This is a genomic window from Cohnella sp. GCM10012308 (assembly GCF_042649185.1).
GTDB lineage: Bacteria > Bacillota > Bacilli > Paenibacillales > Paenibacillaceae > Cohnella.
Genome location: NZ_JBHRYU010000035.1, coordinates 65,680 through 90,842 on the forward strand (window position 1 = coordinate 65,680; position 25,163 = coordinate 90,842).

Annotated in this window: 20 protein-coding genes; 13 read left to right on the plus strand and 7 right to left on the minus strand. The window is 60.0% G+C overall.

Translation table 11 applies throughout. The features are described from left to right. Positions 1-31: 31 nt before the first annotated feature. From ACFOTD_RS28335 to ACFOTD_RS28350, 4 genes are all read right to left on the minus strand, one after another. Positions 32-544, minus strand: a complete 513-nt coding sequence (locus tag ACFOTD_RS28335; protein ID WP_378123316.1) for a phosphoesterase — start codon at positions 542-544, stop codon at positions 32-34. A 27-nt stretch (positions 545-571) separates the two neighbouring features. Next, positions 572-1,450, minus strand: coding sequence for an alpha/beta hydrolase (locus ACFOTD_RS28340; protein ID WP_378123317.1), 879 nt, complete (start codon positions 1,448-1,450; stop codon positions 572-574). Positions 1,451-1,701: 251 nt separating this feature from the next. Continuing rightward, on the minus strand, positions 1,702-5,115 hold the full coding sequence (locus ACFOTD_RS28345) for a DUF5695 domain-containing protein (RefSeq protein WP_378123318.1): 3,414 nt from the start codon (positions 5,113-5,115) through the stop codon (positions 1,702-1,704). A 482-nt stretch (positions 5,116-5,597) separates the two neighbouring features. Next, entirely contained in the window at positions 5,598-6,509 is a 912-nt protein-coding gene (locus ACFOTD_RS28350; RefSeq protein WP_378123319.1) for an ArsR/SmtB family transcription factor, read from the minus strand. A 244-nt stretch (positions 6,510-6,753) separates the two neighbouring features. Here ACFOTD_RS28350 and arfA point away from each other — a divergent pair, with 244 nt between their 5' ends. Beyond that, positions 6,754-8,289 carry an arabinosylfuranosidase ArfA gene (gene arfA, locus ACFOTD_RS28355; protein ID WP_378123320.1) on the plus strand — a complete coding sequence of 512 codons (1,536 nt, stop codon included), beginning with the start codon at positions 6,754-6,756 and terminating at the stop codon, positions 8,287-8,289. Positions 8,290-8,338: 49 nt separating this feature from the next. On the opposite strand, the gene ACFOTD_RS28360 is transcribed toward arfA, so the two are convergent. The 3 genes from ACFOTD_RS28360 to ACFOTD_RS28370 form a co-directional block, all read right to left on the minus strand. Then, a complete protein-coding gene (locus ACFOTD_RS28360) occupies positions 8,339-9,439 on the minus strand; it encodes an acyltransferase family protein (protein WP_378123321.1) in 1,101 nt (366 codons plus the stop codon). Further along, positions 9,432-11,213: a class I adenylate-forming enzyme family protein gene (locus ACFOTD_RS28365; RefSeq protein ID WP_378123322.1), complete on the minus strand. Its 1,782-nt coding sequence runs from the start codon at positions 11,211-11,213 to the stop codon at positions 9,432-9,434. Before ACFOTD_RS28365 ends, ACFOTD_RS28360 begins: the two co-directional genes overlap by 8 nt. 186 nt (positions 11,214-11,399) lie before the next feature. Further along, the gene (locus ACFOTD_RS28370; protein ID WP_378123323.1) at positions 11,400-12,278 is read right to left on the minus strand and encodes an AraC family transcriptional regulator; all 879 of its coding nucleotides are present in this window, start codon (positions 12,276-12,278) and stop codon (positions 11,400-11,402) included. Between the two features lie 117 nt (positions 12,279-12,395). On the opposite strand from ACFOTD_RS28370, the gene ACFOTD_RS28375 reads away from it, so the two are divergent. The 12 genes from ACFOTD_RS28375 (at position 12,396) to ACFOTD_RS28430 (ending at position 25,161) form a co-directional block, all read left to right on the plus strand. Continuing rightward, positions 12,396-13,454 carry a Gfo/Idh/MocA family protein gene (locus ACFOTD_RS28375; RefSeq protein WP_378123324.1) on the plus strand — a complete coding sequence of 353 codons (1,059 nt, stop codon included), beginning with the start codon at positions 12,396-12,398 and terminating at the stop codon, positions 13,452-13,454. Positions 13,455-13,524: 70 nt separating this feature from the next. Further along, positions 13,525-14,379 (plus strand): sugar phosphate isomerase/epimerase family protein, encoded by an 855-nt coding sequence (locus ACFOTD_RS28380; RefSeq protein ID WP_378123325.1) that lies wholly within the window; start codon positions 13,525-13,527, stop codon positions 14,377-14,379. A 71-nt stretch (positions 14,380-14,450) separates the two neighbouring features. Continuing rightward, positions 14,451-15,329 carry a sugar phosphate isomerase/epimerase family protein gene (locus tag ACFOTD_RS28385; protein WP_378123326.1) on the plus strand — a complete coding sequence of 293 codons (879 nt, stop codon included), beginning with the start codon at positions 14,451-14,453 and terminating at the stop codon, positions 15,327-15,329. 163 nt (positions 15,330-15,492) lie between these two features. Beyond that, positions 15,493-16,416 (plus strand): RpnC/YadD family protein, encoded by a 924-nt coding sequence (locus ACFOTD_RS28390; protein WP_378123327.1) that lies wholly within the window; start codon positions 15,493-15,495, stop codon positions 16,414-16,416. Between the two features lie 615 nt (positions 16,417-17,031). Next, on the plus strand, positions 17,032-18,147 hold the full coding sequence (locus ACFOTD_RS28395; RefSeq protein ID WP_378123328.1) for an ABC transporter ATP-binding protein: 1,116 nt from the start codon (positions 17,032-17,034) through the stop codon (positions 18,145-18,147). Then, the gene (locus tag ACFOTD_RS28400) at positions 18,137-18,943 is read left to right on the plus strand and encodes an ABC transporter permease (protein WP_378123329.1); all 807 of its coding nucleotides are present in this window, start codon (positions 18,137-18,139) and stop codon (positions 18,941-18,943) included. The genes ACFOTD_RS28395 and ACFOTD_RS28400 overlap by 11 nt, the downstream gene beginning before the upstream one ends. Further along, entirely contained in the window at positions 18,940-19,743 is an 804-nt protein-coding gene (locus ACFOTD_RS28405) for an ABC transporter permease (RefSeq protein WP_378123330.1), read from the plus strand. Before ACFOTD_RS28400 ends, ACFOTD_RS28405 begins: the two co-directional genes overlap by 4 nt. Next, complete coding sequence (locus ACFOTD_RS28410) at positions 19,740-20,813, plus strand: ABC transporter substrate-binding protein (RefSeq protein ID WP_378123331.1); 1,074 nt, start codon at positions 19,740-19,742, stop codon at positions 20,811-20,813. Before ACFOTD_RS28405 ends, ACFOTD_RS28410 begins: the two co-directional genes overlap by 4 nt. Before the next feature lie 52 nt (positions 20,814-20,865). Next, positions 20,866-21,831, plus strand: coding sequence for a peptide-methionine (R)-S-oxide reductase MsrB (gene msrB / locus ACFOTD_RS28415; RefSeq protein ID WP_378123332.1), 966 nt, complete (start codon positions 20,866-20,868; stop codon positions 21,829-21,831). 159 nt (positions 21,832-21,990) lie between these two features. Next, on the plus strand, positions 21,991-22,692 hold the full coding sequence (locus ACFOTD_RS28420) for a response regulator transcription factor (protein WP_378123333.1): 702 nt from the start codon (positions 21,991-21,993) through the stop codon (positions 22,690-22,692). After that, positions 22,682-23,764: a sensor histidine kinase gene (locus ACFOTD_RS28425; protein ID WP_378123334.1), complete on the plus strand. Its 1,083-nt coding sequence runs from the start codon at positions 22,682-22,684 to the stop codon at positions 23,762-23,764. Before ACFOTD_RS28420 ends, ACFOTD_RS28425 begins: the two co-directional genes overlap by 11 nt. Positions 23,765-24,081: 317 nt before the next feature. Next, positions 24,082-25,161 (plus strand): Gfo/Idh/MocA family protein, encoded by a 1,080-nt coding sequence (locus ACFOTD_RS28430; protein ID WP_378123335.1) that lies wholly within the window; start codon positions 24,082-24,084, stop codon positions 25,159-25,161. Positions 25,162-25,163: the final 2 nt, after the last annotated feature.

Sequence of the window (25,163 nt, forward strand, 5' to 3'; positions counted from 1 at the left end):
GCCGTTGCAAGGCATGAGCCGCAGGGGCCCGCTAGTCCTGCTCCTCGCTTGCGACCGCCGCGTCACGGATCTGCTCGAACGTGAGCGGCGTATAATCCCAATGCTCGACGCAGACGTTGAAGTAATTTTTACCCTCGTACTTCTGGCCGTGGATATGCCCGTGAACGTTGACGTAAGGCATATGCTTGTTCATGTACATGGGCTCGTGGGAGAGGAAGAAGAAGTCCTTGTAGATGATCGGATATTCGCTTACCTGCTCGAATCCGGCCTCCAGCCACCAATTCCTCGAACGGCCCCGGTCGTGGTTGCCCAGGATCAGCGTCTTGCGGCCGTTCAGCCGGGTTACGATCCCCCGCGTCCGCTCCATATTCAAAAACGAAAAATCCCCCAAGTGAAAGACCGCGTCATCCTTGCCGACGACGGCATTCCACCGCTCGATCATGACTTCCGTCATCTCCTCGGCGTCCGCGAAGGGCCTGGATTCGAAGTCGATAATATTGCGATGCCCGAAGTGATGATCGGATATGAATAACGTTTTGGCCACTGGAAGCCCCTCCTCGTCGCAAAAGTTTTAGCGCTTTTTTCGTGTCTCGTCCGTTAACCGCTCCGCGATCCACTCCCGAATCGCCGTCAGCACGGGCTCGCGTCCCAGCTCGTTGTGCAGCTCGTGCATGTAGCCGTGCCATTCCCTGTAGTCGCAGAGGGGGCCGGCCCGCTCCGCGAACTGCCTGCTGGCCGCGACCGAGGTGACCCGGTCGTCGTCCCCGTGCATGAGCAGGACCGGCGCGCTTAACCGGTCGGCGTGCTGGATCGCCCACAGCCCCGCGCGCTGCACGCCGAAAAAGAAACGAACCGTGATGTGCCCATGGCCGAGCGGATCGTTGCGATAACGCTCGGCCATCTCGGGATCGGTCGTCAGATGGTCGACTTTCATGGGCCGCGTGTTCGTGAAGCCCGGATAGAACCGCTCGACCAGCCGGCCGATGGCGACCTGCGCCTGCGGCGGCGCGAACGCCAGCCTGAACCAAGGGCTGCTGATCACCGCGCCGGCGACGTTCGGCTTGCGCCGCAGCAGGTAGTTCAGCGCGACATTGCTGCCCATGCTGTGCCCGTACAAAATAACGGGCACGCCCGGATAGCGGCGCGCCGCTTCCTCGAACAAAAGGTCAACGCCTTCGAGCAGCCCCTCGTAGCTGGGCGTATGGCCGCGCTTGCCGGTCGTCCGGCCGTGTCCGCGCTGGTCGAAGCCGAGAGCAGCGTATCCGGCTTCGTTCAGCATGGACGCGACATGCTCGTAGCGCCCCATATGCTCGCCCATGCCGTGCACGATCAGCACGACGGCCGATGGCGCGGCCGGGGAGGCGTGTTCGTTTTCGCCGCCGACTGTCCATTCGCCGGCCGCCATGACGGTTCCGTCGGACAATGTCCATGAAAAGGGTTGATAGGCCACGGGGGATCGCTCCTTCGCTCCGATAGTCGCCGATGCATTTCTTCTATTATATGCCGACGCATGCCTGGGAAGAAAGCGGACCCGACCGCGTGCCTCCATAGCGCGGGTTTGGCAGATCCGCAGCCGGACAAGCAAAGGAGCCGCCCCTCGGTCATTTTCATGACTTGTGGGGCGGCTCCTTCCGAAGAAGTCGTGCTTCCAAGACTATTCGTTTATGCTTGCGCGGTCAAAGGGGGAGCGCCGCTTCGCCGTTAGCTATCGGCGCCGCCGTCTGCCGTGGCGGACTCCGAGGCGTTCGCCGGTTGCGCGACCAGGGACGCGCCGCCGGAGAACAATGCCGAGATCTCAGTCGCCGACAGCGCCCGCGAGTAAATGCGGAAGTCGTCGATCGCGCCGTTCAGATAAGGATCGGCGTATTGGGACTTGCCGACGTAGTTCAGATTCGTGCTGCCGAGGCTTGAGGGCTTCAGCGTCATGGACGTATTCGTCGCTACCTGGACGCCGTCCACGTACAGCCTGGCCGTCGTGCCGGACAGCGTGACGGCGACATGCTTCCAGGTGCCAGTCGCAAGCGGCGTCGAGGCTGTCATCGTTTGCTCGCTGCCGTTGCCCGAGGTCGTGATCGCGAACCGCAATCCGCCCGTGCCGCCGGACTGCGGGGCGAGGAACATATAGTTGTTCGTCCCGGTTCCGAAGTCGAAGATGCGGGCCCAATCGCTGTTGGCGGTCACCTTGACCCAGGTCGAGACCGTGAAGTCGTTGAGCGAGCTTACAATGCCTGCAGGAAGGCTGGCGTAGGCGTTCGTGCCGTTCAGCGCGAGTCCGTTGCCGGCTTTGCCGGCTACCCACGAGGTGCCGCCGGACAGCGTTGCATGATTGCTATTGCCCGAACCGTCGGTCGCCGTCGTGCCGGACGTTTGGTTCATGTTGTAGGAGGCGATGATCTCGGGCAGAACCGGCGGCGTGCCGGCTTGCAGTTTGACGTCGTAGGTCGCAGCCGTGCCGATGCTGAGCGAGACGGCGGTCGTCTGTCCGTTCACGGCCGTGACGCTGCCGACGACGGCATTGTTCACGAGTACGTTGTACGAGCCGGCGGCCAATCCCGTAAAGGCGACTTTTGTCGTGTGCGCCGTGCCGCTCGTGACGTTTTGAAGCGTGAAGTTCACGTAATTTTTAGCTTGAGCGACGGTCGCTGCCGTATATTTGTCTTGCTCAAGCACCATGCCGAGCTTCTCGGTGATCAGGTTCAACCGCTGGCCGACGCCGTCCTTCGGCGTGATGACGTAATTGCCGCCGGTAAGCGCGACGTCGGCGCCGTAGCCGTACAAGCCGAAGATGGGGTCGACGGCGATGTCCGCGCTCAGGATCTTGATCGCGCCGAACAGGCCGAGATCGGCTTCGCCGGACATGCCGCGCCAGCCGTTGAACAGCGGGCCGCCGTCCAGGCCGAGCGCGCCTGCGTTGCCCTTGGTCATCTGATAGGTCCACGATACGGCGCCGATATTGGCGGCGTCGGAGCTGATCTGGCCGGAGTTGATCGCGCTCACGTTGGCGATCTTGGCTGCGTAGGTCAGCCGTTCTTCGACCTCGGGGCTCGCCGAGCCTGTGCGCACCCAATCGTCCATCGCGTAGCCTGCCAGCGAGACGGTGTACTGGAAGTTCCACCAGGGCTCCCCGGTGATCGTGACCGGTACCGAGTAGAGATACCACAGCGGCATCTGACCGCGCGTGGCCCGCGTTTTCGTATTGATCTTGCTCTTGATCGTGCTGTTGTTGTTCATCTTGGCCAGGGTATAGACGGCTTCCTCTCCCGTATTGTCGTAGTTGTACTCGGAGCCGTACGGATAGGCGGCGCCGCTGAAGTTGTTGTACTTGGTCGCCATCTTGGCGATGATGTCGTTCGCCTGCGTCGTGTAGCCTTCGTCCTGCAGCGCCTTGATGATCTCGGGCGTCGTCAGCTCGCCCATCAAGCCGGTGTTCCAGTTGTAAGCGACAGGACCGTCATATAGTGCCTTCATGATATTGTAAGCCCTAAGCAGATAGGTCGTCCGCGACTGGATATAGGTGACCAGTCCGGGATACAGCTTGGCGATCTTATACATGCTGAAGTAAGTGTTGTAAATGTGAGGGTAGGCGTAGCCGCGATAAGTGGGCGTCGTATTGGGCGAGGCCATCAGGAAGTCCGGCACGAGATAGTCGGTGTGGTGGCCGTTCATCAGATTGGTCCAGACCGCCGTTTCCAAGTATTGATCGAGAGAAGTGACCTCCGAGGCGACCGGCGTCTGCACGTTTTTCTCGGCGAGGAATTGCCCGTGGGTCAGGCCCCAGTCGTCGCCCCAGCCCCAGTAGCCCGCGAAGTTGTTGCGCTTGGCCTTGGTCTGCATCATCCAGTCGTCGTAAACCTTGTCCTTGATCGTGCCGGGGGCGTTCCACTGCTGATTGTTCACCATGAAGGTCGCGTGGCGCTGCAGGGCGAGGTCGATCGGTTCGATCGCGTAAAACTGCAGGACCGTCTTCTCGCCGCTGCCGTAGGTCACGGTGACATTGTTCGGTCCGAGCTTGCTCATCGAGAGCGAATAGAGCTTGTGGTCGGTGCCGGTGGTTCCGAGCGAGGTTATCGTCGTCTGCGAAGGGGCGTCCGAAGTCACGGAGGCGATCGTCTTGGACGTATGGAGGTCGAACTTCGCCGTCTGGTTGGTCGGCACGATCATGCCGGGCACGACGTTGACGTCGATGAGCCCTTCGTTGTACAGCCGGTCTTTGACGCCTTGCTCGCCGTTCGCTTTGAAAAACTTAAAGGCGTAAGTCTTGCTGGCGCCCGGCGCGAGCGTGAGGCTCGTATTGGGCAGGTAGCCGCGGTTCGTGCTCTTGATGACATTGGAGTGGATGTAGAAAACGGTCAAGCCCTCGGGCCAACCGCCCTGATCGGCAGCCCACTTGCTGCCTGGATGCTCCTCGATTCGCCAGTTGTCCATGTATTCGAATCCGGCGCCGGTCGTCGCATCGGGGATCATCAGGAGCGACGGTCCGATGCCGCTCGGACGCTGCGCGGTGATGTAGGAGTTGTTGTTGCCGACGAACGAGTGCGTGACGACGCGGGTCTCGTAGATCTCTTCGTTGTTGCCGCCCGACCAGAATTCATTGAACGGGAGCGGCAGTCCGAAGTCGCCGATCTCCAGCGTCTGCGTGCTGGTGTTCGTGACCGTGATCTGCCAGCGCAGATAGTCGCTCGCGAGGGAGTAGGACTGGTCTACCTTGAAGTTGCGGATGCCTTCGGCATTGGCGGAGTTCTGGTAGGACACGTTGACGGTGCTGCCGGACTGGCTTTGCGTCCGCGCATCCGCCGATTTGCTCGTCCAGGCCTTGGTCCAGGTGCCGCTGCCGAGCCGGTAGGTGAACATCAGCTCGCCCAGCCATTGATGATCCGATGTATTCTGGTTGGGAGCGTTAGTGCCGTTCATCACATAGTTCGTGGCGAACGAATCGCCGGCAATCGTCAGACTGCTGATCTCGCCGTTGGTTCCGGTCGTGACGTTGAAGCTGCCGCTGCTTAGCGTATAGGCCGATGCGTCCTTGGGGGGAGCCAGCCACACTGCTGCCGCCGCCGCCAGGATCGCCGAGTAGTAGAGCGCCTTTCTGCGTGGCTTTAACCCGGACTCGATCATTATCTTATTCCTCCTTTAGTGTGAGGCTCAATGCACAGGATCGTCTCTCTCAACTCCGCTCCCGAGAATGCGCCAAGCTTGACTGAGATCACCTTCCTTTTTTTAAAATGTTTTAAATAAGTCTAAAACTTTTTTTCGATATCATCATATTTCCAGTAAAACGAATTGTCAATCCTGCATTGTAAGCGTTATAAAAACTATTTTCTGGATATTTATCTTGCTTTTCTTATTGGTTTGGCTAAAATCAACCTTGAGGAAGGTTTAAAGTGTTTTTAATTTATTTAAATTGAATGCGGGAAGGCGAATGCGGGAAGGCAAATGCTCCGAAAAGAAGAGGGGGACGTTCGCCTGGATGGGACGAAGGCGGTTCAGAAGTCCCGAGGTTGCGGAGTGGAACGTCGTCTCATAAAAAAATGCCTCCCTTATCGGCCCGATGCAAGGAACGGGGCCAATTCGGGAGGCGGAGGCAGGCCGGGCTGTCGTTATTCTTCCAGATACAGCACGCGGATCAGAATATCGTGATCGTAGTTGCCGAAGTTGCGGCCGAACACGGTCAGCCCTTTCTTGTTCGCCGATTCCGGCTCGACCTCGATCCTGAACGTCAGATCGCTCTTGTAGTCCAGCCCCAGCTCCGGCAGCGTCAATTGGCCGATCCGGTAACCGTCGATGAAGCTGCCCTCGTCGTTGATGCGGACGATCTTGAGCAGGCCGTATTGATTGCAGTTCTGCGGCCACCAATCGGGATTGTAGGTGCCGCGCACGTCGCCGAAGTCGCCCGGACAAGTCCAGGTGCCAAGCTTCATGCCGTTCAGGGAGAAGGTGATATCCGACGGCCAATTCTCGGAGGTGCCCGGCGCTTCAGAGCCGATTTCCATCATGAACTGAAGCTCCTTGAAGCTCTGGGTCGGCTTTAAATAGTTGGGAATCCGGTATTCGAGGAACCCCTCGGTGAGCCATACGATGCCCGCGTCCACGCGGCTCGGATCGGCGAAATAGCGCGGATCGTCGAACGTGCCGATCAGGCTGTCCTTGGTTGCCAGTCCGCAGGTGGGGACGGCGGCATAATTGCTGTAGTGGCCGACCCGCAGCTCCGTTTCGTAGAAGTTGTCCTCTTCTTTGCCCCGCAGTTCCACCAGCAGCTTGTCCTCGTTCAGATGGCACATCTTTTGCAGCCCATGCTTGCCCACGTTGGTGACGATGTGAATGAGCCCGCTCTCCTCCAGCTTTTTGATATGCATCGTGATGGCGCCGTTGGTCAAGTTGAGCTTCTGCGCCAGATCGTTCAGATTCAGGTTATGGTGCTTGACCAGCAGGTCGAGGATCTGGATGCGGATCTCGGAGCTAAGCGCCTTGAATATGTTTATTCCCGATTTGAGTTCCTTGATATGGATCATGAACGGCGTTCTCCTCTGCTTGCGGATAGTCGTCCGGCGAAGACGCGTTTTGGCGTTTTTTTAATTATATTTCATCTAAGGGGTCAAATAAATATTTAAAACAATGATTCTGTTCGGAACGAGCGGAAGCGCATTCAATCTTGTTGACAGGGAAAATCATACAAATTATTATAAACATATAAATTGTTTTAAATAGTTTTAAAATAAATTGGATAAACGAGCTGAAGACGAGGGAGAGAGCGAATTGGAGGCAAAGCAGAGCAAGCTCATACTCGATAAGGATTATACCGCGGGGGAGGTCGATAATAGGCTGTTCGGCTCCTTCGTCGAGCATCTGGGCAGAGCCGTATACGGCGGCATCTACGAGCCGGGGCATCCCGAAGCCGACGAGGTCGGCTTTCGCCGCGACGTGACGGCGCTTGTCCGCGAGCTGCGCATCCCGCTCCTTCGGTATCCCGGGGGCAACTTTTTGTCCGGCTATAATTGGGAGGACGGGGTAGGTCCCATCGCGGAGCGGCCCCGCAGGCTCGATCTGGCCTGGCGCACGGTCGAGCCGAACGCCGTCGGGACGAACGAATTCGCCGCCTGGGCGAAGTCGATCGGCGCGGAGGTGAATATGGCGGTCAATCTGGGGACGCGGGGCATCGACGCAGCGCGCAGCCTGGTCGAGTATTGCAATCATCCCTCCGGCACGTACTGGAGCGACCTGCGCATCGCTCACGGTTATGCGGAGCCTCACGGCTTCAAGACATGGTGTCTGGGCAACGAGATGGACGGTCCCTGGCAGATCGGACGCAAAACGGCGACGGAATACGGCAGGCTGGCTTCCGAGACGGCGAAGGCGATGAAGTGGGTGGACGACGCGATCGAGCTGGTCGTCTGCGGCAGTTCCGCCCGCAAGATGCCGACTTACGCCGAATGGGAGGCGACCGTGCTCGATCACGCGTACGACGAGGTCGACTATTTATCGCTTCATACTTACTACGGCAATCTGGACGGCGATACGGGCAACTACTTGGCCGCCTCGCTGGACATGGACGCTTTTATCCGCGAGGTGACGGCGATCTGCGATTATATCAAAGCCAAGAAGCGGAGCAAAAAAACGATGCGGCTGTCGTTCGACGAGTGGAACGTCTGGTTCCATTCGAATGACGCGGACGCCAAGCAGCGTCCCTGGCAGACGGCGCCGCCGCTGCTCGAGGACGTCTATACGCACGAGGACGCGCTTCTCGTAGGCAGCATGCTGATCACCTTGCTGCGCCATGCGGACCGGGTGAAAATCGCTTGCCTGGCCCAGTTGGTCAACGTCATTGCGCCGATTATGACCGAGACCGGCGGTACCGCCTGGCGGCAGACGATCTTTTATCCGTTCATGCATGCCTCGCTATACGGTCGCGGCGTATCCCTGCATCCGCTGATCGCGTCGCCCAAGTACGACAGCAAAGACTATACGGACGTGCCTTACCTCGATGTCGCGGCCGTATACGACGAGGCGGCGGGAGAGCTCGCGGTGTTCCTCGTCAACAAGGATCAGCTGGAGCCGATGCGGCTGGCGGCGGATATTCGCAGCTTTGGCGACCTTGCGGTCATCGAGCATCAGACGCTGGAGAGCGACGATCCGAAGGCGACCAACACGGCGCGAGAGCCTTCCCGCGTCGTGCCTCATCGCCGCGGGGACGCCACGGTAGACGGCGGACGGCTCGCGGCCACGCTCGGCCCGCTGTCCTGGCATATGATCCGGCTGCGCCTGACCAATCATCCGGCCTCGCCCCGCTCGTGACAGAGGAGCCGTCCGCGTGTCAGGCGGCGAAGCCTGAGCGAGAGAGCGCTTATCCCGCCCGGGAGACTTCGGCCTGTCCCTCGGCTAGCGGGGGGGCAGGCCGGCGCTCGCCGCTCAGCGTGTCCAGGCGCATCCATGTATAGGTCAGCGCCGCGCATTGCGCCAGCGTGAGGCAGGATATCCATATCTCCTGCAGCGCGACCGGGTTCGCGTCGGTCCATCCGAGCACGAGCAGGTCGAGCTTGATCAGCAGCGTATGCCCGAAAAAGGTCACCAAGCTGAACCGGTTGAGAATCCGATGATGCCGCCTGACTGCATCCCAGCGTATGCGCACGATGCCATAGAACATCAATACCGAAGCCGGCAGCGTCGACAAGGCCAGTCTGTAATCGTCGCTCCAGTCCGCCGTTCTCCATAGAAAGACCGTCTCCGCAGCGGCCAGAAGGCTGGTTAGCGCGAGCAGCGGACGGACCGGCAGCCTTTTGAACGCTTCCTCATGCCGCGCCAGCAGCACGCCCGCGCCGACGAAGACGAGTCCGAAGCCGCCGTAGTTGACGAGCGCCTTCGCCGCCATATGCGCGCCTTCGGATTCGAACAGGTCGGGCCAAGCGGCTCTGACCGCTCCGCTCGGCGTGCCGGCGAGGCATTCCGCCATCGCGAGCGCCAGCGCGGCGCATCCGATCAACCGCCGTTCGCGTCCGGCCGAGACGAGAACATAGGATACGAGGATTCCGAAGATCAGCGGAGGGATAAACCATAGCTGCTGGTAAGCGCCCTCGACGAAAATGCGGAGCCCGACTTTTTTTCCCAATGCCAGCAGTCCGCCCGCGCTCGTGTCGCCGTGCAGGATCGCGCCCGCGATCTGGCGACCCGTGTTGAGCAGGCACAACAGCCCGTACACGATCGCGATCCGCGATACATACCTTCGCACATAAGCCCCCGCATGCGCCGCGCGCGTCCAACCTTGATAAGCGAGAAACCCGGCGATCAGGTAGAAGCCCGGCACGACGGTACCGAACGACAGACCGGCAAAAGACAATTGGCGGTTGTCCCATGTCGACATCACTGGAAGGAACAGCTCGTGCGAAAAGACGACGAGGATGCAGCCGAGCACCTTGAACAGCGTAATGCCGGGATAATAGCTACGCATTACGCCTGCTCTCCGCGGGTTCTCCGAGCTGGGCGAGCGCCAGTCCTCGAACGTCCGCCACCGCGATCTTGCCAGTCGGGGACATCGGCAGGTACGGCACGTAAAGGAAATGCGCGGGAATCTTGAAGGCGGACAGCATACCGGCGAGATCATGCCTGATCTTCTCGGTCATGAGCGCGGCGTCGCGGCGGGGGACGATGCAAGCGCATATTTGCTCGCCGTATTTATCGTCAGGCACGCCCACGACAAACGCCGATTCGATGCCGGGGAGCTTGAGCAGCGCCTGCTCGATCTCGACCGGCGAGATCTTTTCCCCGCCGCGGGAGATGATCCGCTTGATTCGGCCTGTAACGACCAGATGGCCGCTCGCGTCCAGATAGCCGAGATCGCCGGAGCGGAACCATCCGTCCGACGACGGACCGGCGTCTTCGGCATCCGGCTGTCCGGCATACCGCATGACGCGATGGCTGCGGATGCGGATCTCGCCTTGTTCTCCTGACGGCATTCGGACGCCGGTCTCGGCGTCTACGATCGCCACCTCGACGTTTTTGTCCACCTTGCCTGCCAAGCTGTAATCGCAGGTCATGAATTGCTGCAATCCGATGAACCCGCTCACGAGCTTCGATTGCATGAACAGGCCGTACAGCGGCGACAGAACCGGATGCGGCTTGCGATCCGTTATGCAGACGCCGTTGGCGACGGCGCCCGCTTCGGTCGATCCGTAGCTGACCATGAAAAAGTAGATGTGCAGCTCCCGCGTTATGCGTTCAAGCATGCGCCGGTCGACGGCGGAAGACGTAAATACGAGTCCCAGCAGGCTGCGCAGGTCGTGCTTGTCCTTCGCCTCCGACGAGAGCATCTGCTCGATCATGAACGGCGTGCCGATAAGCACGCGGCATTTAAATCGTTCGATAAAGGCGAGCGCGTTGCTCGGGCTGTAGTGGCTGAGCATGACGACGCGGATCGAGCAGGCTTTCAAGGTCGTGAAGATCGTACCGAACCCGCCCATATGGTAGAGAGGCAGCAGGCTCATGACGGACAGCTTGCTCGTCAGCCGGTCCGTCAGTCTCATCAGCGCGGCGGAAGCAAGGCCCGTCCGCTTGGGCGATCCGGCGGTCAAAAAGGACGCGGTGGAGCGGAGCACGCCTTTCGGTTTGCCGGAGGTGCCGGAAGTATACAGGAGCACGAGCGGATCGCGGAGATCGCGTCCGGCGGCGGCATCCCGGAATGCATGCGGCCCGGCCCCCGACGCTTCTTCTGCCAGCTCCGCATAGGCGCGGAAAGGCGTGCGGAGTTCGGAGCGGCCCGCGAGCACGAAGAGATGCCGCGGGACAGGACATTCGGCAGGGTTGCCTTGACCTTCTCCTGTCTCCGCGAGCAGCTCGGCGACCATGGTCACGTAGGATTGCCGCTGGCCCTCTTTGTCAAGCAACAAGGCGGCCGGCTTGCAGTCCGCAAGCAGGGCGCGCAGCTCTTCTTTTTTGCTGTATGTATTGAGCGGGACCGCAACGGCCCCGATGCAGGCGGAGGCAAAGATGAGGAGTACGAGCTCCATGCGTCCCTGCATGAGCAGGGCGACTCTGTCTCCGGGACGTATGCCGAGCGCGAGCATGCCCTCGGACAACCGCCTGACTTCTTCCCAGATCGTCCGCCAGTCGTAATGCTGATCGAAGCCCGGAAAGCTGAATGCGATGTCGTTCGGCGATCGACTGGCGCGGTTTCGCAGAAGTTCGGGAACCGTGTCGCGCGGCGCCGTCCATGCCCTGTCTTTCATAGGGCGTCCTCCTCATCGTTCGTGATACAATTAGTATACATAACGTTACAAACTGTTGATATAGGGAAAATGAAGATACGCCGGTATCCGACGGAATCTCCGCCGAACGGTGCGAAATCGACAAAAAAAGCCGGGAGGGGCCGTGTGGCAACGGCTCGAATCCGGCTTGGGAAGGCGGGAGATCGGTCAGGCAAGTGCGGTTTGGCCCCGCAGGGACGAAGGAGAGACGCCGCGATAGCTCTTGAACAGCCTGCTGAAATAGTAGATGTCGCTAAAACCGTGCTCGAGCGCGATCTCCGAGATCGTCTTGCTCGTATAGCGCAGGTCCTGTTCGCAGCGGCCGATCCGTACGAAGTTCACGTAGTCGGTGACCGAGCGGCTGGTGAGCTCCTTGAAGACGCGGCTGAAGTGGTAGCGGCTCATGCCGGCGATGCCGGCCAGCGTCTCGACGTCGAGTCGCTCGGCATAGTTCGCTTCGATATGCGCCAGCACGGGCTCGATGCGGGTCAACCGTCTGATGCGGGAAGCCAGCTCGCCCTCGGGCATGCTCTCCGCGACGTGGCCGCGCAGCATGGCGGTAAGCAGCCGGTACAGGCAGGACTTTACGGAGAGCTCGTAGGCGAATTCTTTTTTTTCGTATTCGCGGATCAACTCGTCGAGGCTGTCCTTGATGGCGGCGTCGCCGGTAATCCGATTGGCGAAGCGGATGCGGGAACGGACGATCGGCGTGATGAACTTCGTCTCGGCAGAGTCGAGCCGGTGGCTATGCAGGAGATCGGGATCGAAGATCACCACATAATAAGTCAAACGGTCCGACATGCACACGCCTTGATGCAGATCGGCGCAGTTCACGACGATGAGATCGCCCGGACCGACATCGTAGCTGTCGGCGTTGCACGTAATGCGTGCCGAGCCTTCAATGATATATAGAAATTCCATATGTTCGTGCCAATGCGCATAAAAAGCGGGCGTGCCTACGCGCTCGAACCGGCAGGTACCGAGCTTCAGCGGAAATTGGGGGTCGGGCATATCCATCGGCTCCAGCAGATCGGGATTGCGATCCATGCGGCGGCACCTCCGTATCGCACAATATTACAAATCGTCAGCATAGCTATTCATGGCTGGTCTGCTCTATTCATTTTATAGTACAGGTAGACAAATGAGTAGAGGGAGGCAATACCTGTGAAAAAGCTGGGCATCGGCGTTATCGGCACGGGCTCAATCTCCGAATCGCACTTGAATGCATACGCTGCCAATCCGAATGCGGCGATCGTCGCGGTCTGCGACCTGAACCGGGAGCGCGCGGACAAGGCGGCGGCAAAATACGGCGCTTCGAGCGTTTATACGAATTATCATGACCTGCTGGCGAATCCGGAAGTGGAAGCGGTCAGCATTTGCACATGGAATCATACGCACGCGGAGATCGCCATCGCTGCGGTCAAGGCGGGCAAGCACGTGCTCGTGGAAAAGCCGCTCAGCATGACGGTGGAGGAAGCTGAAGCCGTACGCGACGCGGTCCGTTCAAGCGATCGTATTTTGCAGGTCGGCTTCGTCCGCCGCTACGACGCGAACGCCCAGCTGGCCAAGCGCTTTACGGAGCAGGGCGAGTTCGGCGAGCTTTATTATGCAAAAGCGTCCCTGATCCGGCGTCTGGGCAATCCGGGCGGCTGGTTCGCGGACAAGGAACGTTCGGGCGGCGGCCCGCTGATCGATATCGGCGTGCACGTCATCGATCTGTCCTGGTACCTGATGGGCCGTCCGAAGGTGAAGTCGGTCAGCGGCAACGTATACAACAAGCTCGGCAACCGTTCGAACGTCAAGGGGCTGTCCTTCTACCAGGCGGCCGATTACGACGCTTCGCGCAATACGGTCGAGGATCTCGCCAATGCGCTTATCCGGTTCGAGAACGGCGCTTCCCTGCTCGTCGAAGTCAGCTACGCGCTGCATGCCAAGAGCGACGAGTCCGCGGTCCGCTTGTACGGCACCAAGGGCGGCTTCGAGATCGATCCGGAGCTGACGATCGTCTCGGAGCGGCATGACACGATTCTGAACGTGACGCCGCAGGTCGACAGCCTGAAGTTCAACTTCCAGCAAGCGTTCCAGTCGGAGATCGACAGCTTCATCGCTTCGGCGACCGCCGGCACGGAGCCGCTGAGCCCCGTCGAGGACGGACTGACGATGATGCGGATTCTGCGCGGGATCTACGAGTCGGCGGAGCAGGGCAAAGAGATCGAACTGTAAGCGGGCGTTATCGTGCGGTATCGCGCGGCAAGGCTACCGCGGCAAGGCCATATAGAGGAGTGAACGGATCATGAAGCTGGGATTGAGCACATATAGCTTGTACCGCGCGATCGAATCGGGCGAGATGACGGTAACTGGCGCGATCGATTGGATGGCGGAGCAGGGCTGCGAGCACGTCGAGATCGTGCCGATCGGCTTCGATATCCGGACGCCGGGACTGATTGAAGAGATCGTGGCCCGTGCGGCCGCTGCGGGGCTCGAGATTTCCAACTACGCGGTAGGCGCGAACTTTGCGGCCGAAGACGATGAGGCATACGAAGCGGAGATCGAACGCGTCAAAGGCGAAGTCGACATCGCGCGCGCGCTCGGCGCGAAGAAGATGCGTCACGACGTCGCGTCACGACAAGGCGCGTCGGTCGGACAATTCTGGCGCGAGCTGCCGAGATTGGCGGATGCTTGCCGCCGCATCGCAGAATACGCGGCATCGGTCGGCGTCGTGACCAGCGTGGAAAATCACGGCTACTACATGCAGTCCAGCGAGCGGGTGCTTGGATTGCTGGCGGAGACGAATCATCCGAACTTCCGCCTCACGCTCGACATCGGCAACTACATGTGCCTGGACGAAGATCCGGCGGCGGCCGTGAAGCGGTCGATCGACGAGGCGTCTATCGTACATCTCAAAGATTTTTATTTGCGGCGCGGCGAGCAAGATCCCGGCGAGGGCTGGTTCAAGACGGCGGCGGGCAACTACCTGCGGGGCTCGATTTTCGGACAGGGCGATATCGACGTGCGCGAGGTGCTGCGCGCCGTGAAGGCTTCCGGCTACGACGGTTATCTGTCGCTGGAGTTCGAGGGCATGGAAGAGTGCAAGCAGGGCTCGCGCATCGGCTTGGCCAACGCGCGGCGCATCTGGTCTGAAGTATAGGACTGGAAGGGTCTGGTCTGAAGTTTAGGACAGGAAGAGTACGGAACTTGAAAGTGAAAGGGGACACACGTATGGTACAAATCGCGAATCCGATCGGCGTCATCGTCGATAGCTTCCGGGTCGGCGTGCGCGACGGGCTGCTGAAGGCGAAGGAGATCGGCGCCGAGGGCGTGCAGATCTACGCGGTGGAAGGCGAGATGGATCCGGACAAGCTGGATGCTGCTGCCAGAGCGGAGCTGCGTGCATACGTAGACTCGCTCGGCCTGCGCATCTCCGCGCTTGTCGGGGATCTCGCGGGACACGGCTTCCAGGAACGTCGCGAGAACGGCTGGAAGGTCGAAAAGTCCAAGCGGATTCTCGACCTGGCGCTCGATCTCGGCACGAACGTGGTCACGACGCATATCGGCATCGTGCCCGAGGACGAGTCGAGCGACGTGTACGCCGCGATGTACGATGCGGTCGAGGAGCTCGGCCGTTACGCGAGCAAGCGGGGCGCCTTTTTCGCGATTGAGACCGGTCCCGAGACCTCTGCGCATCTGAAGGGCTTCCTCGACAAGATGAGCACCAAGGGCGTGTCGGTCAACTTCGATCCGGCCAACATGGTCATGGTGACGGGCGACGACCCGGTGCAGGGCGTCTACAACCTGCGCGATTATATCGTGCATACGCACGCCAAGGACGGCATCCGGCTGCAGGAGACGGATCCCCGCAACATTTACGGCGCGCTCGGCTACGAGGCGATGTCGCACGAGAAGCTGGCGGAGCAGGGCGAGTCCGGCGAATACTACCGCGAGGTGCCGCTCGGCGAGGGCGGCGTGGATTGGCCCGCTTACCTGCAGGCGCTGCGGGATATCGGCTACGAGGGCTTCCTGACGATCGAGCGCGAGGTCGGCGAGAGCCCGGAGCGGGATATCAAGCTGGCCGTCGATTTTCTTCGCGGGTTCAGATAAGAGACAGCTCAGGTAAAGGACAGCTCAGATAAATGGCGTTGCTCCAACCTTGCCGCGATGGTAAGATGATCGCATAGACGCGATACGGACGCAAAGCATGCGCCGCTCGGTTCCTACGGGAGCCCGGGCGGCGTTTTTGCGTTCGGGCGAGGAGGCGCGGAGTTTGAACCTGGATCACGATCAGTTGTTTAAGACGCTCATTCGAACATTTTTCAAGGAATTCATGGAACTGTTTTTTCCCGACGTCGCGAAGGAGATCGATTTTGCGCATACGGTGTTTCTGTCGGAGGAAGTCGCGACGGACTTGGCGGGCGGGCGCAAAGGACGCGTGGATTTGCTGATCGAAACGAGGCTGCGGGGCGAGGAGACGCTGATCATCATCCACGTCGAACCGCAATCCTATTATGAGCCGGCATTCGCAGAGCGGATGTTTTTGTACGCATCCAAGCTGTACGAGACGCACCGCAGGCGCATTTTGCCGATCGCGGTGTTCAGCCACGGACGGAAGCGGGCCGAGCCGGACCGGTTCGGGTGGTCGTTTCCGTTCTTGGACGTCATGCGCTTTCGTTATCTCCGACTGCAGCTCAAGCATCGCAACTGGCGGGAGTTCGTCGGGTCTGCCAACCCGGTCGCTGCTGCGCTGCTCAGCAGTTTGGGCTATAATAAAAGCGAATCGCTGCAGGTCAAGCTGGCATTTTTGCGTATGCTGATCGGCTTGGAGCTGGACCCGGCGCGGATGGAGCTGTTAGCTGTCTTTTTTGAATCGTACATCAAGCTTGATCCGGAAGAGGAAGAGCTGTTCAAACTTGAAATCGACCGAATGAAGCAAGGGGAGGCGAGTCAAGTGGCCAAGATCATGGAATGGGAAAACAGCTGGTGGAAGCAAGGCAGGGCGGATGGTCGGGAGGAAGGCCGAGAAGAAGGTCGGGAAGAAGGCCGAGAAGAAGGTCGGGAAGCTGGGATGGCCGAGAGCCAGCGTGCGATCGCAGTCCGTATGCTAGGCAAAGGCATGGCGCCGGAGTTCATCCAGGATCTGACAGGCTTGCCGATCGACGAGATCGAGCGGCTGCGCACCGAGACTAGATAAGACGCGGACGATAAGCTGTCCAGCCGACATGGCGCATGCTTGGGCGCCTTGCCGGCTTTTCGTGCGGAAGGCGATGGGCCAAAAGCGTGGCGCGCGAACGTGATCGCCTTCTGTAGAGAAGGCGATGGGATGGAAGCGTGGCGCGCGAGCGTGATCGCCTTCTGTAGAGAAGGCGATGGGCCGAAAGCGTGGCGCGCGAACGTGATCGCCTTCTGTTGAGAAGGCGATGGGACGGAAGCGAGGCGCGCGAGCGTGATCGCCTTCTGTTGAGAAGGCGATGGGCCGAAAGCGGGGCGCGCGAGCGTGATCGCCTTCTGTAGAGAAGGCGATGGGACGAAAGCTGGGTGCGCGAGCGTGATCGCCTTCTGTTGAGAAGGCGATGGGCCGAAAGCGAGGCGCGCGAGCGTGATCGCCTTCTGTTGAGAAGGCGATGGGCCGAAAGCGAGGCGCGCGAGTGTGATCGCCTTCTGTAGAGAAGGCGATGGGCCAAAAGCGTGGCGCGCGAACGTGAACGCCCGCTGTGGAGCAGGCGTTTCCCCGAAGGGTGGTTGCGATATCCGGGTAATAGGAGATAATAAGAGAATCGACAGGGTTCGCATAGATGGGAGAGTCGGAATGAGCGCAAGCGCAGAGCAGCCGATCATCCGCTTCGAGCGGGTGACCAAAAGTTACGATGACGGGGAGACTGTCCTGAAGGAAGTGAGCTTCGAGATCCGGCGCGGGCAGTTTTATACGCTGCTCGGCCCGTCGGGCTGCGGCAAGACGACGATTTTGCGCCTGATCGCGGGATTCCAGGAGCCGTCGTCGGGCGAGATTTATTTTGACGGGAAAGTGATCAACCGCGTGCCCGCCAACGAGCGCCAGGTGAACACGGTGTTCCAGGACTATGCGCTGTTCCCGCATCTCGACGTGTTCGAGAACGTCGCCTTCGGCCTGCGCATCAAGCGCATGAAGCAGGCGGACGTCGAGAACAAGGTGCTTGAGGCGCTGCGCTTCGTTAACCTGAAGGGCTACGAGAAACGGCAGATCACCGAGCTGTCCGGCGGTCAGCGGCAGCGGGTGGCGATCGCGCGGGCGATCGTGAACGAGCCGCAGGTGCTGCTGCTCGACGAGCCGCTGTCCGCGCTCGATCTCAAGCTGCGCACGGAGATGCAGTACGAGCTGCGCGAGCTGCAGCGGCGGCTGGGCATCACGTTTATATTCGTCACGCACGACCAGGAGGAAGCGCTGGCGATGTCGGACGAGATCTTTGTCATGAAGGAGGGCACGATCCAGCAGAGCGGCTCGCCGACGGACATTTACGACGAGCCGATCAACCGATTCGTGGCGGACTTCATCGGGGAGTCGAATATCGTGGCGGGACAGATGGTCCGCGACTACGAGGTCCGCTTCGCGGGGCATACGTTCGAATGCGTGGACGGCGGCTTCCGGCCGGACGAGCCGGTCGAGATCGTCATCCGTCCCGAGGATCTCGAGATTACGCCGCCCGAGGCGGGCAAGCTGGTCGTGAAGGTCGACTCGCAGCTGTTTCGCGGGGTCCACTACGAGATCATCGGCTACGACGACGCGGGCAACGAGTGGATGGTTCACTCTACGCGGCGCGCGACGGTCGGCGACCGGGTCGGTCTCGGCTTCGATCCGGAGGCGATCCACGTCATGCGCTTCGGGGAGACCGAGGAAGAGTTCGACCGGCGGCTGCTCGCGTACGAGGAGAGCGCCAATGAACGCTAAGCGCAACGTCTACCTGGCGCCGTATCTGGCCTGGATGGCGCTGTTCATCGTCATTCCGATCGCTCTTATCGTCTACGATTCCTTCTTCGACATCGACGGCGGCTTCACGTTCGGCAATTACGAGAAGTTTCTGACGCCGATTTATTTGAAAATGACGGTCAGCTCGATCTGGTACGCCTTCCTGATCACGCTGTTCTCGCTGCTGATCGCCTATCCGGCTGCTTACGCGCTGACCAAGATGAAGCACAAGCAGCTGTGGCTGCTGCTGCTCATCCTGCCGAGCTGGGTCAATCTGCTGCTGAAGGTGTACGCCTTCCTCGGCATTTTCGGCACGTACGGCTTCGTCAACGGCGCGCTCGAGGCGCTGGGGATCGGCCGCCAGCAGATCTTGTTCACCGACTTCAGCTTCGTGTTCGTATCGGTGTACATTTTTATCCCGTTCATGATCCTGCCGGTCTACAATGCGCTCGAGGACCTCAATCCGTCGCTCGTATTTGCGGCGCGGGATCTCGGGGCGTCCGGCTGGACGACGTTCCGCAAGGTCGTCTTCCCGCTGACGACGGACGGCGTCAAGGCAGGCTGTCAGGCCGTGTTCATCCCCGCGCTGTCGCTGTTTATGATCACGCGGCTCGTCGCGGGCAATCGGGTTATTACGCTCGGTACCGCGATCGAGCAGCATTTTCTGGTCACGCAGGACTGGGGCATGGGCGCGGCCATCGCGGTGTTCCTGATCATCGCCATGGTCGTCATCATGCTGCTGACCGGGACCGGCCAGGCGGGGAGGGTGAGACGATGAGGGCGGCAAGACGCTGGCAGTCGGCCTATTTGATCGCCGTATTCGCGGTCCTGTACGCGCCGATCGCCTACATGATTTTTTACTCGTTCAACAGCGGCGGCACGATGCACGGCTTCGAGGGCTTCACGCTGTCTTATTACGGCGAAGTGTTCCAGGATACGCGCCTGCTCATCATCTTGCTGAATACCGTCGTCGTCGCGCTGCTGTCGTCGACCATCTCGACGATTCTCGGCGTGGTCGGCGCGCTCGCCATCATGCGGACGCGGACCCGGCGCTCGCGCAATGCGCTGCTGTCGATGAACAACGTGCTGATCGTCAGCCCGGACGTCATCATCGGCGCGTCGCTGCTCGTCATGTTCACGATGGCAGGCATCAAGCTTGGCTTCACGTCCGTGCTGCTGTCGCATATCGCGTTCAGCGTGCCGATCGTCGTGCTTATGGTGCTGCCCAAGCTGCAGGAGATGAGCCCGACGCTCATCGACGCGGCACGCGATCTGGGCGCGAGCGGCTGGCAGGTGTTGTCGCGGGTCATCGTTCCGTTTATCAAGCCGGGCATTTTCGCCGGATTTTTCATGGCGCTGACGTACTCGCTCGACGACTTCGCCGTCACCTTTTTCGTCACCGGCAACGGCTTCTCCACGCTGTCCGTCGAGATCTACTCGCGCGCGCGGCAGGGCGTCTCTCTGTCGATCAACGCGCTGTCGGCGCTGATCTTCCTGTTCACGCTGCTCATCGTGCTCGGCTACTACATGCTGAACCGGCGCAGCGCGAAGCGACTCGGAACGGGGGTGCCGCGATGAACAGCCTGGTCCGGACATTTATCGCCGTCCTCGTCATCGCGGGCGGCCTGCTCATCGCCATCGACAGGCTCAATTCCTCGCAGGGCTACTCGGGCGCGGACGCGCTGACCGTGTACAACTGGGGCGATTACATCGATCCCGACCTGCTGGACACGTTCAAGGAAGAGACCGGCATCAAGGTCATCTACCAGACGTTCGACTCGAACGAGGCGATGATGACCAAGATCGAGCAGGGCGGCACGACGTTCGACATCGCCGTCCCGTCCGACTACGCCATCGGCAAGATGCGCGAGGAGAACCTGCTGCTGCCGATCGACCACGCCAAGCTGCCGAATCTGGCGAATATAGATGCCCGTTTCCTGAACCAGTCGTTCGATCCGGGCAACGTGTACTCGATCCCTTACTTCTGGGGAACGGTCGGTATTGTGTACAACCCCGAGCTGGTCGGCGACCTGAAGTTCGACAGCTGGGACGATCTGTGGGATCCGTCGCTGCGCAACAACATCCTGCTCGTCGACAGCGCGCGCGAGGTCATCGGGATGGGCCTCAACAGTCTCGGCTATTCGCTTAACGATACCGACGAGACGCATCTGCAGGAGGCGCTCGCCAAGCTCAAGAAGCTGACGCCGAACGTCAAGGCGCTTGTCGGGGACGAGATCAAGATGCTGCTCGCCGGCGAAGAATCAGCGGTCGGGCTTGTCTGGTCCGGGGACGCCTCGGAGATCATGGACGAGAACGACAAGCTCGACTACGTCATTCCGAAGGACGGCTCGAACCTGTGGTTCGACAATATGGTCATCCCGAAGACGGCTCGCAATCTGGACGGCGCGCTCAAGTTCATGAACTTCATGCTCGATCCGGAAAATGCGGCCCAAAACGCCGAATATGTCGGCTACGCGACCCCCAATGCCAAGGCTATGCCGCTATTGCCGGTCGAAATCTCGGAGGACAAGCGCTTCTATCCGGAGTCCGCATTGACGGATAAGCTCGAAGTGTACGATAATCTGGGCAAGCGGATGCTCGCGCACTATAACGAGCTGTTCCTCGAATTTAAAATGCACAAAAAGTAAATGATTGGGTATAAAAAGAAGCGTAGCATACGCGGAAGGAGCGATAGGGAAAATGAGCCAAACATTTGAAAAAGCGACGTTCGCAGGAGGCTGCTTCTGGTGCATGGTGACGCCGTTCGACGAGCTGCCGGGCATTCACGGGATCGTATCCGGCTACACGGGCGGACATGTGGCGAACCCGACCTACGAGCAGGTGTGCTCGGAAACGACGGGACATCAGGAGGCCGTGCAAATCACGTTCGATCCGGAACTTTTCCCGTATCGCAAGCTGCTCGGCATCTATTGGCAATCGGTGGACCCGACGGACGGCGGCGGCCAGTTTTTCGACCGCGGGGAGTCTTATCGTCCGGTCGTTTTCTACCATAACGAGGAGCAGCGGCAAGCCGCCGAGGAGACGAAGGCCGAGCTGGACGCCAGCGGACGCTTCGACAAGCCGATCGCGGTGACGATCGAGCCCGCCTCCGTATTTTACCCGGCCGAAGACTACCATCAGGATTACCATAAGAAAAATCCGCTTCGCTACAAAATGTACCGCAAGGGCTCCGGGCGCGACGCCTACATCAAGCGGCACTGGAACACGGACAAGGATAAGGAAGCGCTGCGCTCGCGGCTCACGCCGCTGCAGTTCGAGGTGACGCAGAACAGCGCGACGGAGCATCCGTTCCGCAACGAGTTCTGGGACAATCACCGCGAAGGGCTGTACGTGGACATCGTGTCCGGCGTGCCGCTGTTCAGCTCGAAGGACAAGTTCGACTCCGGCTGCGGCTGGCCGAGCTTCACCAAGCCGGTCGAGTCGGGCGGCGTCCGCGAGGAAGAGGATCTCACGCACGGCATGGTCCGCACCGAGGTGCGCAGCCGCGAAGCCGATTCGCATCTCGGCCACGTGTTCAACGACGGCCCGCGCGAGCTCGGCGGCCTGCGCTACTGCATCAATTCCGCCGCGCTGCGCTTTATCCCCGTGGAGGATCTCGAGCAAGAGGGCTACGGGCGGTACAAGAGTCAGTTCGGACTGGCGTAACCCGCCGCCCGCCTTTCAGCGGACCGTTAAGCAGTTCTCAGCTGCCTAACGGTCCTTTTATTTAGAAAAACTTTATAATTCCTTCAGCTTTATCACAAGCTTGATGGAAGGGCCTTTTTTATACTGAAAGGACAAGAAAACGGACAAGGGGGGAACCGGATGAACGCCGCTCAGATCCTGATCGCGGACGACGACCGGGAGATCGCGGACTTGATCGCCATCTACCTGCTGAACGAGGGCTATCGCGTGCTGAAGGCGGCGGACGGCCGCGAGGCGCTGTCGCTGATCCGGTCCGAATCGGTCCAGCTCGTCATCCTCGACGTGATGATGCCCGAGATGGATGGTCTCGAGGTATGCCGCGCGGTGCGCGCCGACGATGCGGTGCCGATCCTGATGCTCAGCGCCAAAGCCGAGGATATGGACAAGATCATGGGTTTGATGACGGGCGCGGACGATTATATGGTCAAGCCGTTCAACCCGCTGGAGCTCGTCGCGCGGGTCAAGTCGCTGCTCCGCCGCACGTTCGGGCTGAACGCCAGGCTGCGGCAGAGCCGCGAGGAGGACGACATCCAGATTCAGACGCTGCGGATCAACAAGAAAACCCACACGGTCATGGCGGAGGACAAGCATATTAATCTGACCTCGACGGAGTTCGATATTTTGCATCTGCTGGCGAGCCATCCCGGGCAGGTGTTCAGCGCCGAGGCGATCTTCGAAGCCGTCTGGAAGGACAAGTACCTGGAATCCAACAATACCGTCATGGTTCATATCAGCAATCTGCGGGACAAGCTGGAGCACGCCCTGGACGGCGCCAAGCCGATCCAGACGGTGTGGGGAGTGGGTTATAAAATTGAACCCTAATCCGCTGTTCGGACTTCGCTTCAAGCTGCTCCTCCTGGTCGCCCTGAGCCTCGGATTCGCGGCCGGCACGGCAGCGCTGCTTTATGTCCTGGCCACTCGGTACGATATTGAGATTCTAAATGCGATGGTGTGGTGGTTTTACGAGCGCTTTGGCAGATCGGTTACGCTGTCCGTCGCGATTCTGTCGCTATTTATCGTCTATTTGATCGTCTTCAGCCATGGCACCATCCGTTATCTGCTGCGAATCACGCAGGGAGTCGGCGAGATCGCCGAGGGCCGGTTCGACAGCCGCATTCCGGTACGGACGAGCGACGAGCTGGGCGTCTTGGCGGATCGCATCAATCGCATGAGCGAGCAGTTGAATCGCTCCATCGAGGAAGAACGCCGGACGGAGCGGGCCAAGACGGAGCTCGTCACGAACGTCTCCCACGATCTGCGCACGCCGCTTACCTCGATCGTCGGTTATTTGGGCCTGATCGAGCAGGACCGTTATCGCGACGAGGTCGAGCTGCGCCACTATACCGGTATTGCCTACGATAAGGCGCTGCGACTGCAAGGACTAATCAACGACCTTTTCGAGTATACCCGCACGAGCGGCGGGCTGCCGCTTCGGCTCTCCCCGCTCAATCTGGTCGAGATGCTGGGGCAGCTGGCCGTTCAGTTCCGGCTTCAGTTCGATCACGCAGGGGTCGAAGGCGTTACGGTTTTCGCGGAGAAGGAGCTGATCGTGTCGGCGGACGGCGACAAGCTGGTGCGGGTGTTCGAAAATCTCATCGACAACGCCATCCGGTACGGCAAGGACGGCGGCAGAATCGAAATCAAGGCGCGGCGAGAAGGGATGGAGGCGGTGGCGGAAATCGTAAATTACGGAGAACCGCTGCCGGCCTCGGCGATTCCGCAGCTGTTCGACCGTTTCTACCGGCTCGAGCAGTCCCGCTCGCGGCATACCGGCGGATCGGGCCTCGGCCTTGCCATCGCCAAAAATATCGTCGAGCTGCACGGCGGCGAGATCGCGGCGACGAGCGGAGAGTCGGGCACGACGTTCCGGGTGCGGTTGCCGCTGGCGAGATAGACCGCGCAAACAGAAGAGGTTTTGCTTGATGAGCCGGATCGATGCCGATCCGGTTTTTTTGACGTTCGCCTCTTCCCGTAGTTCGAATAGAGCCGATTTATTTTCGGCCGTTTGCTCCTATTCCTTCCCGATTTGCGCCTAATTGAATGAATCGACGCAATTTGAAGTATACAGGAACGCGGCAGGACGCTAGATTTAGGCTGCGGAAGTCGTGCTGCATCTTGCATGCGACGGAATAACCTCCGGCCGCGTAGCGTGCAGCACATGTTGCCGGCCGCGAAGCAAGCAGCATCGGTACAGGTAAAGGAGTGCGCAGGATGAAGAAACTGAAGGTCGGGATCGTCGGCGTGGGAGAAATCGCGCAAATCATTCATTTGCCGATTCTGCAATCGCTGCCGGAGCTCTACGAGATCGTCGCCTTGTGCGACATCTCGCCACGGCTGCTGAACGTAATGGGGGAGAAGTACGGCGTCAAAAACTTATACGCAAACGCTTCGGATATGCTCGATCGGACCGCCATGGATGCCGTATTCGTGTTGAACAACATGGAGTACCACACCGAATGCGCGATTGCGGCGCTGCAAAGGAATATTCATGTATTCGTAGAAAAACCGATGTGCGTGACGGAAGCTGAGGCCCGGGACATTATTCGGGCTCGCGACGCTTCGCAAGCGCAGGTCATGGTCGGCTATATGCGCAGATTCGCGCCGGCTTACCTTCGTGCGCTGGAGGAGGTACGAGAGCTGGGGCCGATCAACTATGCGCGGGTACGAGATATGATCGGGCCCAACGCGTACTTCACCGGCCAGTCGGGCACCCATGTGCACCGGTTCGCCGACCTCCCGGCCGAAGCCGTCCGGGACCGCAAGGAGAGAAACGCAAAACTGATGAAGGAAGCGATCGGCGAAGCCTCGGGCGAAGAGTACGCCGCTTACGGTCTGCTGCTGGGTCTGAACAGCCACGATATTTCCGCGATGCGGGAGATGCTCGGCATGCCCCTGCGCGTGAAGGCGGCCGCGTCCCGGCAGGGCGGCAGATTCAAAAACGCCATTCTGGAATACGACGGCTACGATGTCATGTTCGAGACGGGCGTCGACGGGCAGGGACGGTTCGACGCCCATATCGAGGTGTTCGGCGAGCAAAGATCGATCCTCGTACAATACGATACGCCTTATTTGCGGCAATTGCCGACGACGCTCCGGTTGCGGGATACGATCGGGGATGCGCTGCAAGAGACGGTCATTCGTCCGACCTATAAGGACGCGTATACATGCGAGCTGGAATATTTCTACGAGGTGGTCGCGAATGGCCTTTCTCCCAAGACGACGCCGGAGGACTACGTTCAGGATCTGGCGATTATCAAAATGATTATGGATGCGGTCAGGCGGGGGGCGTAGAA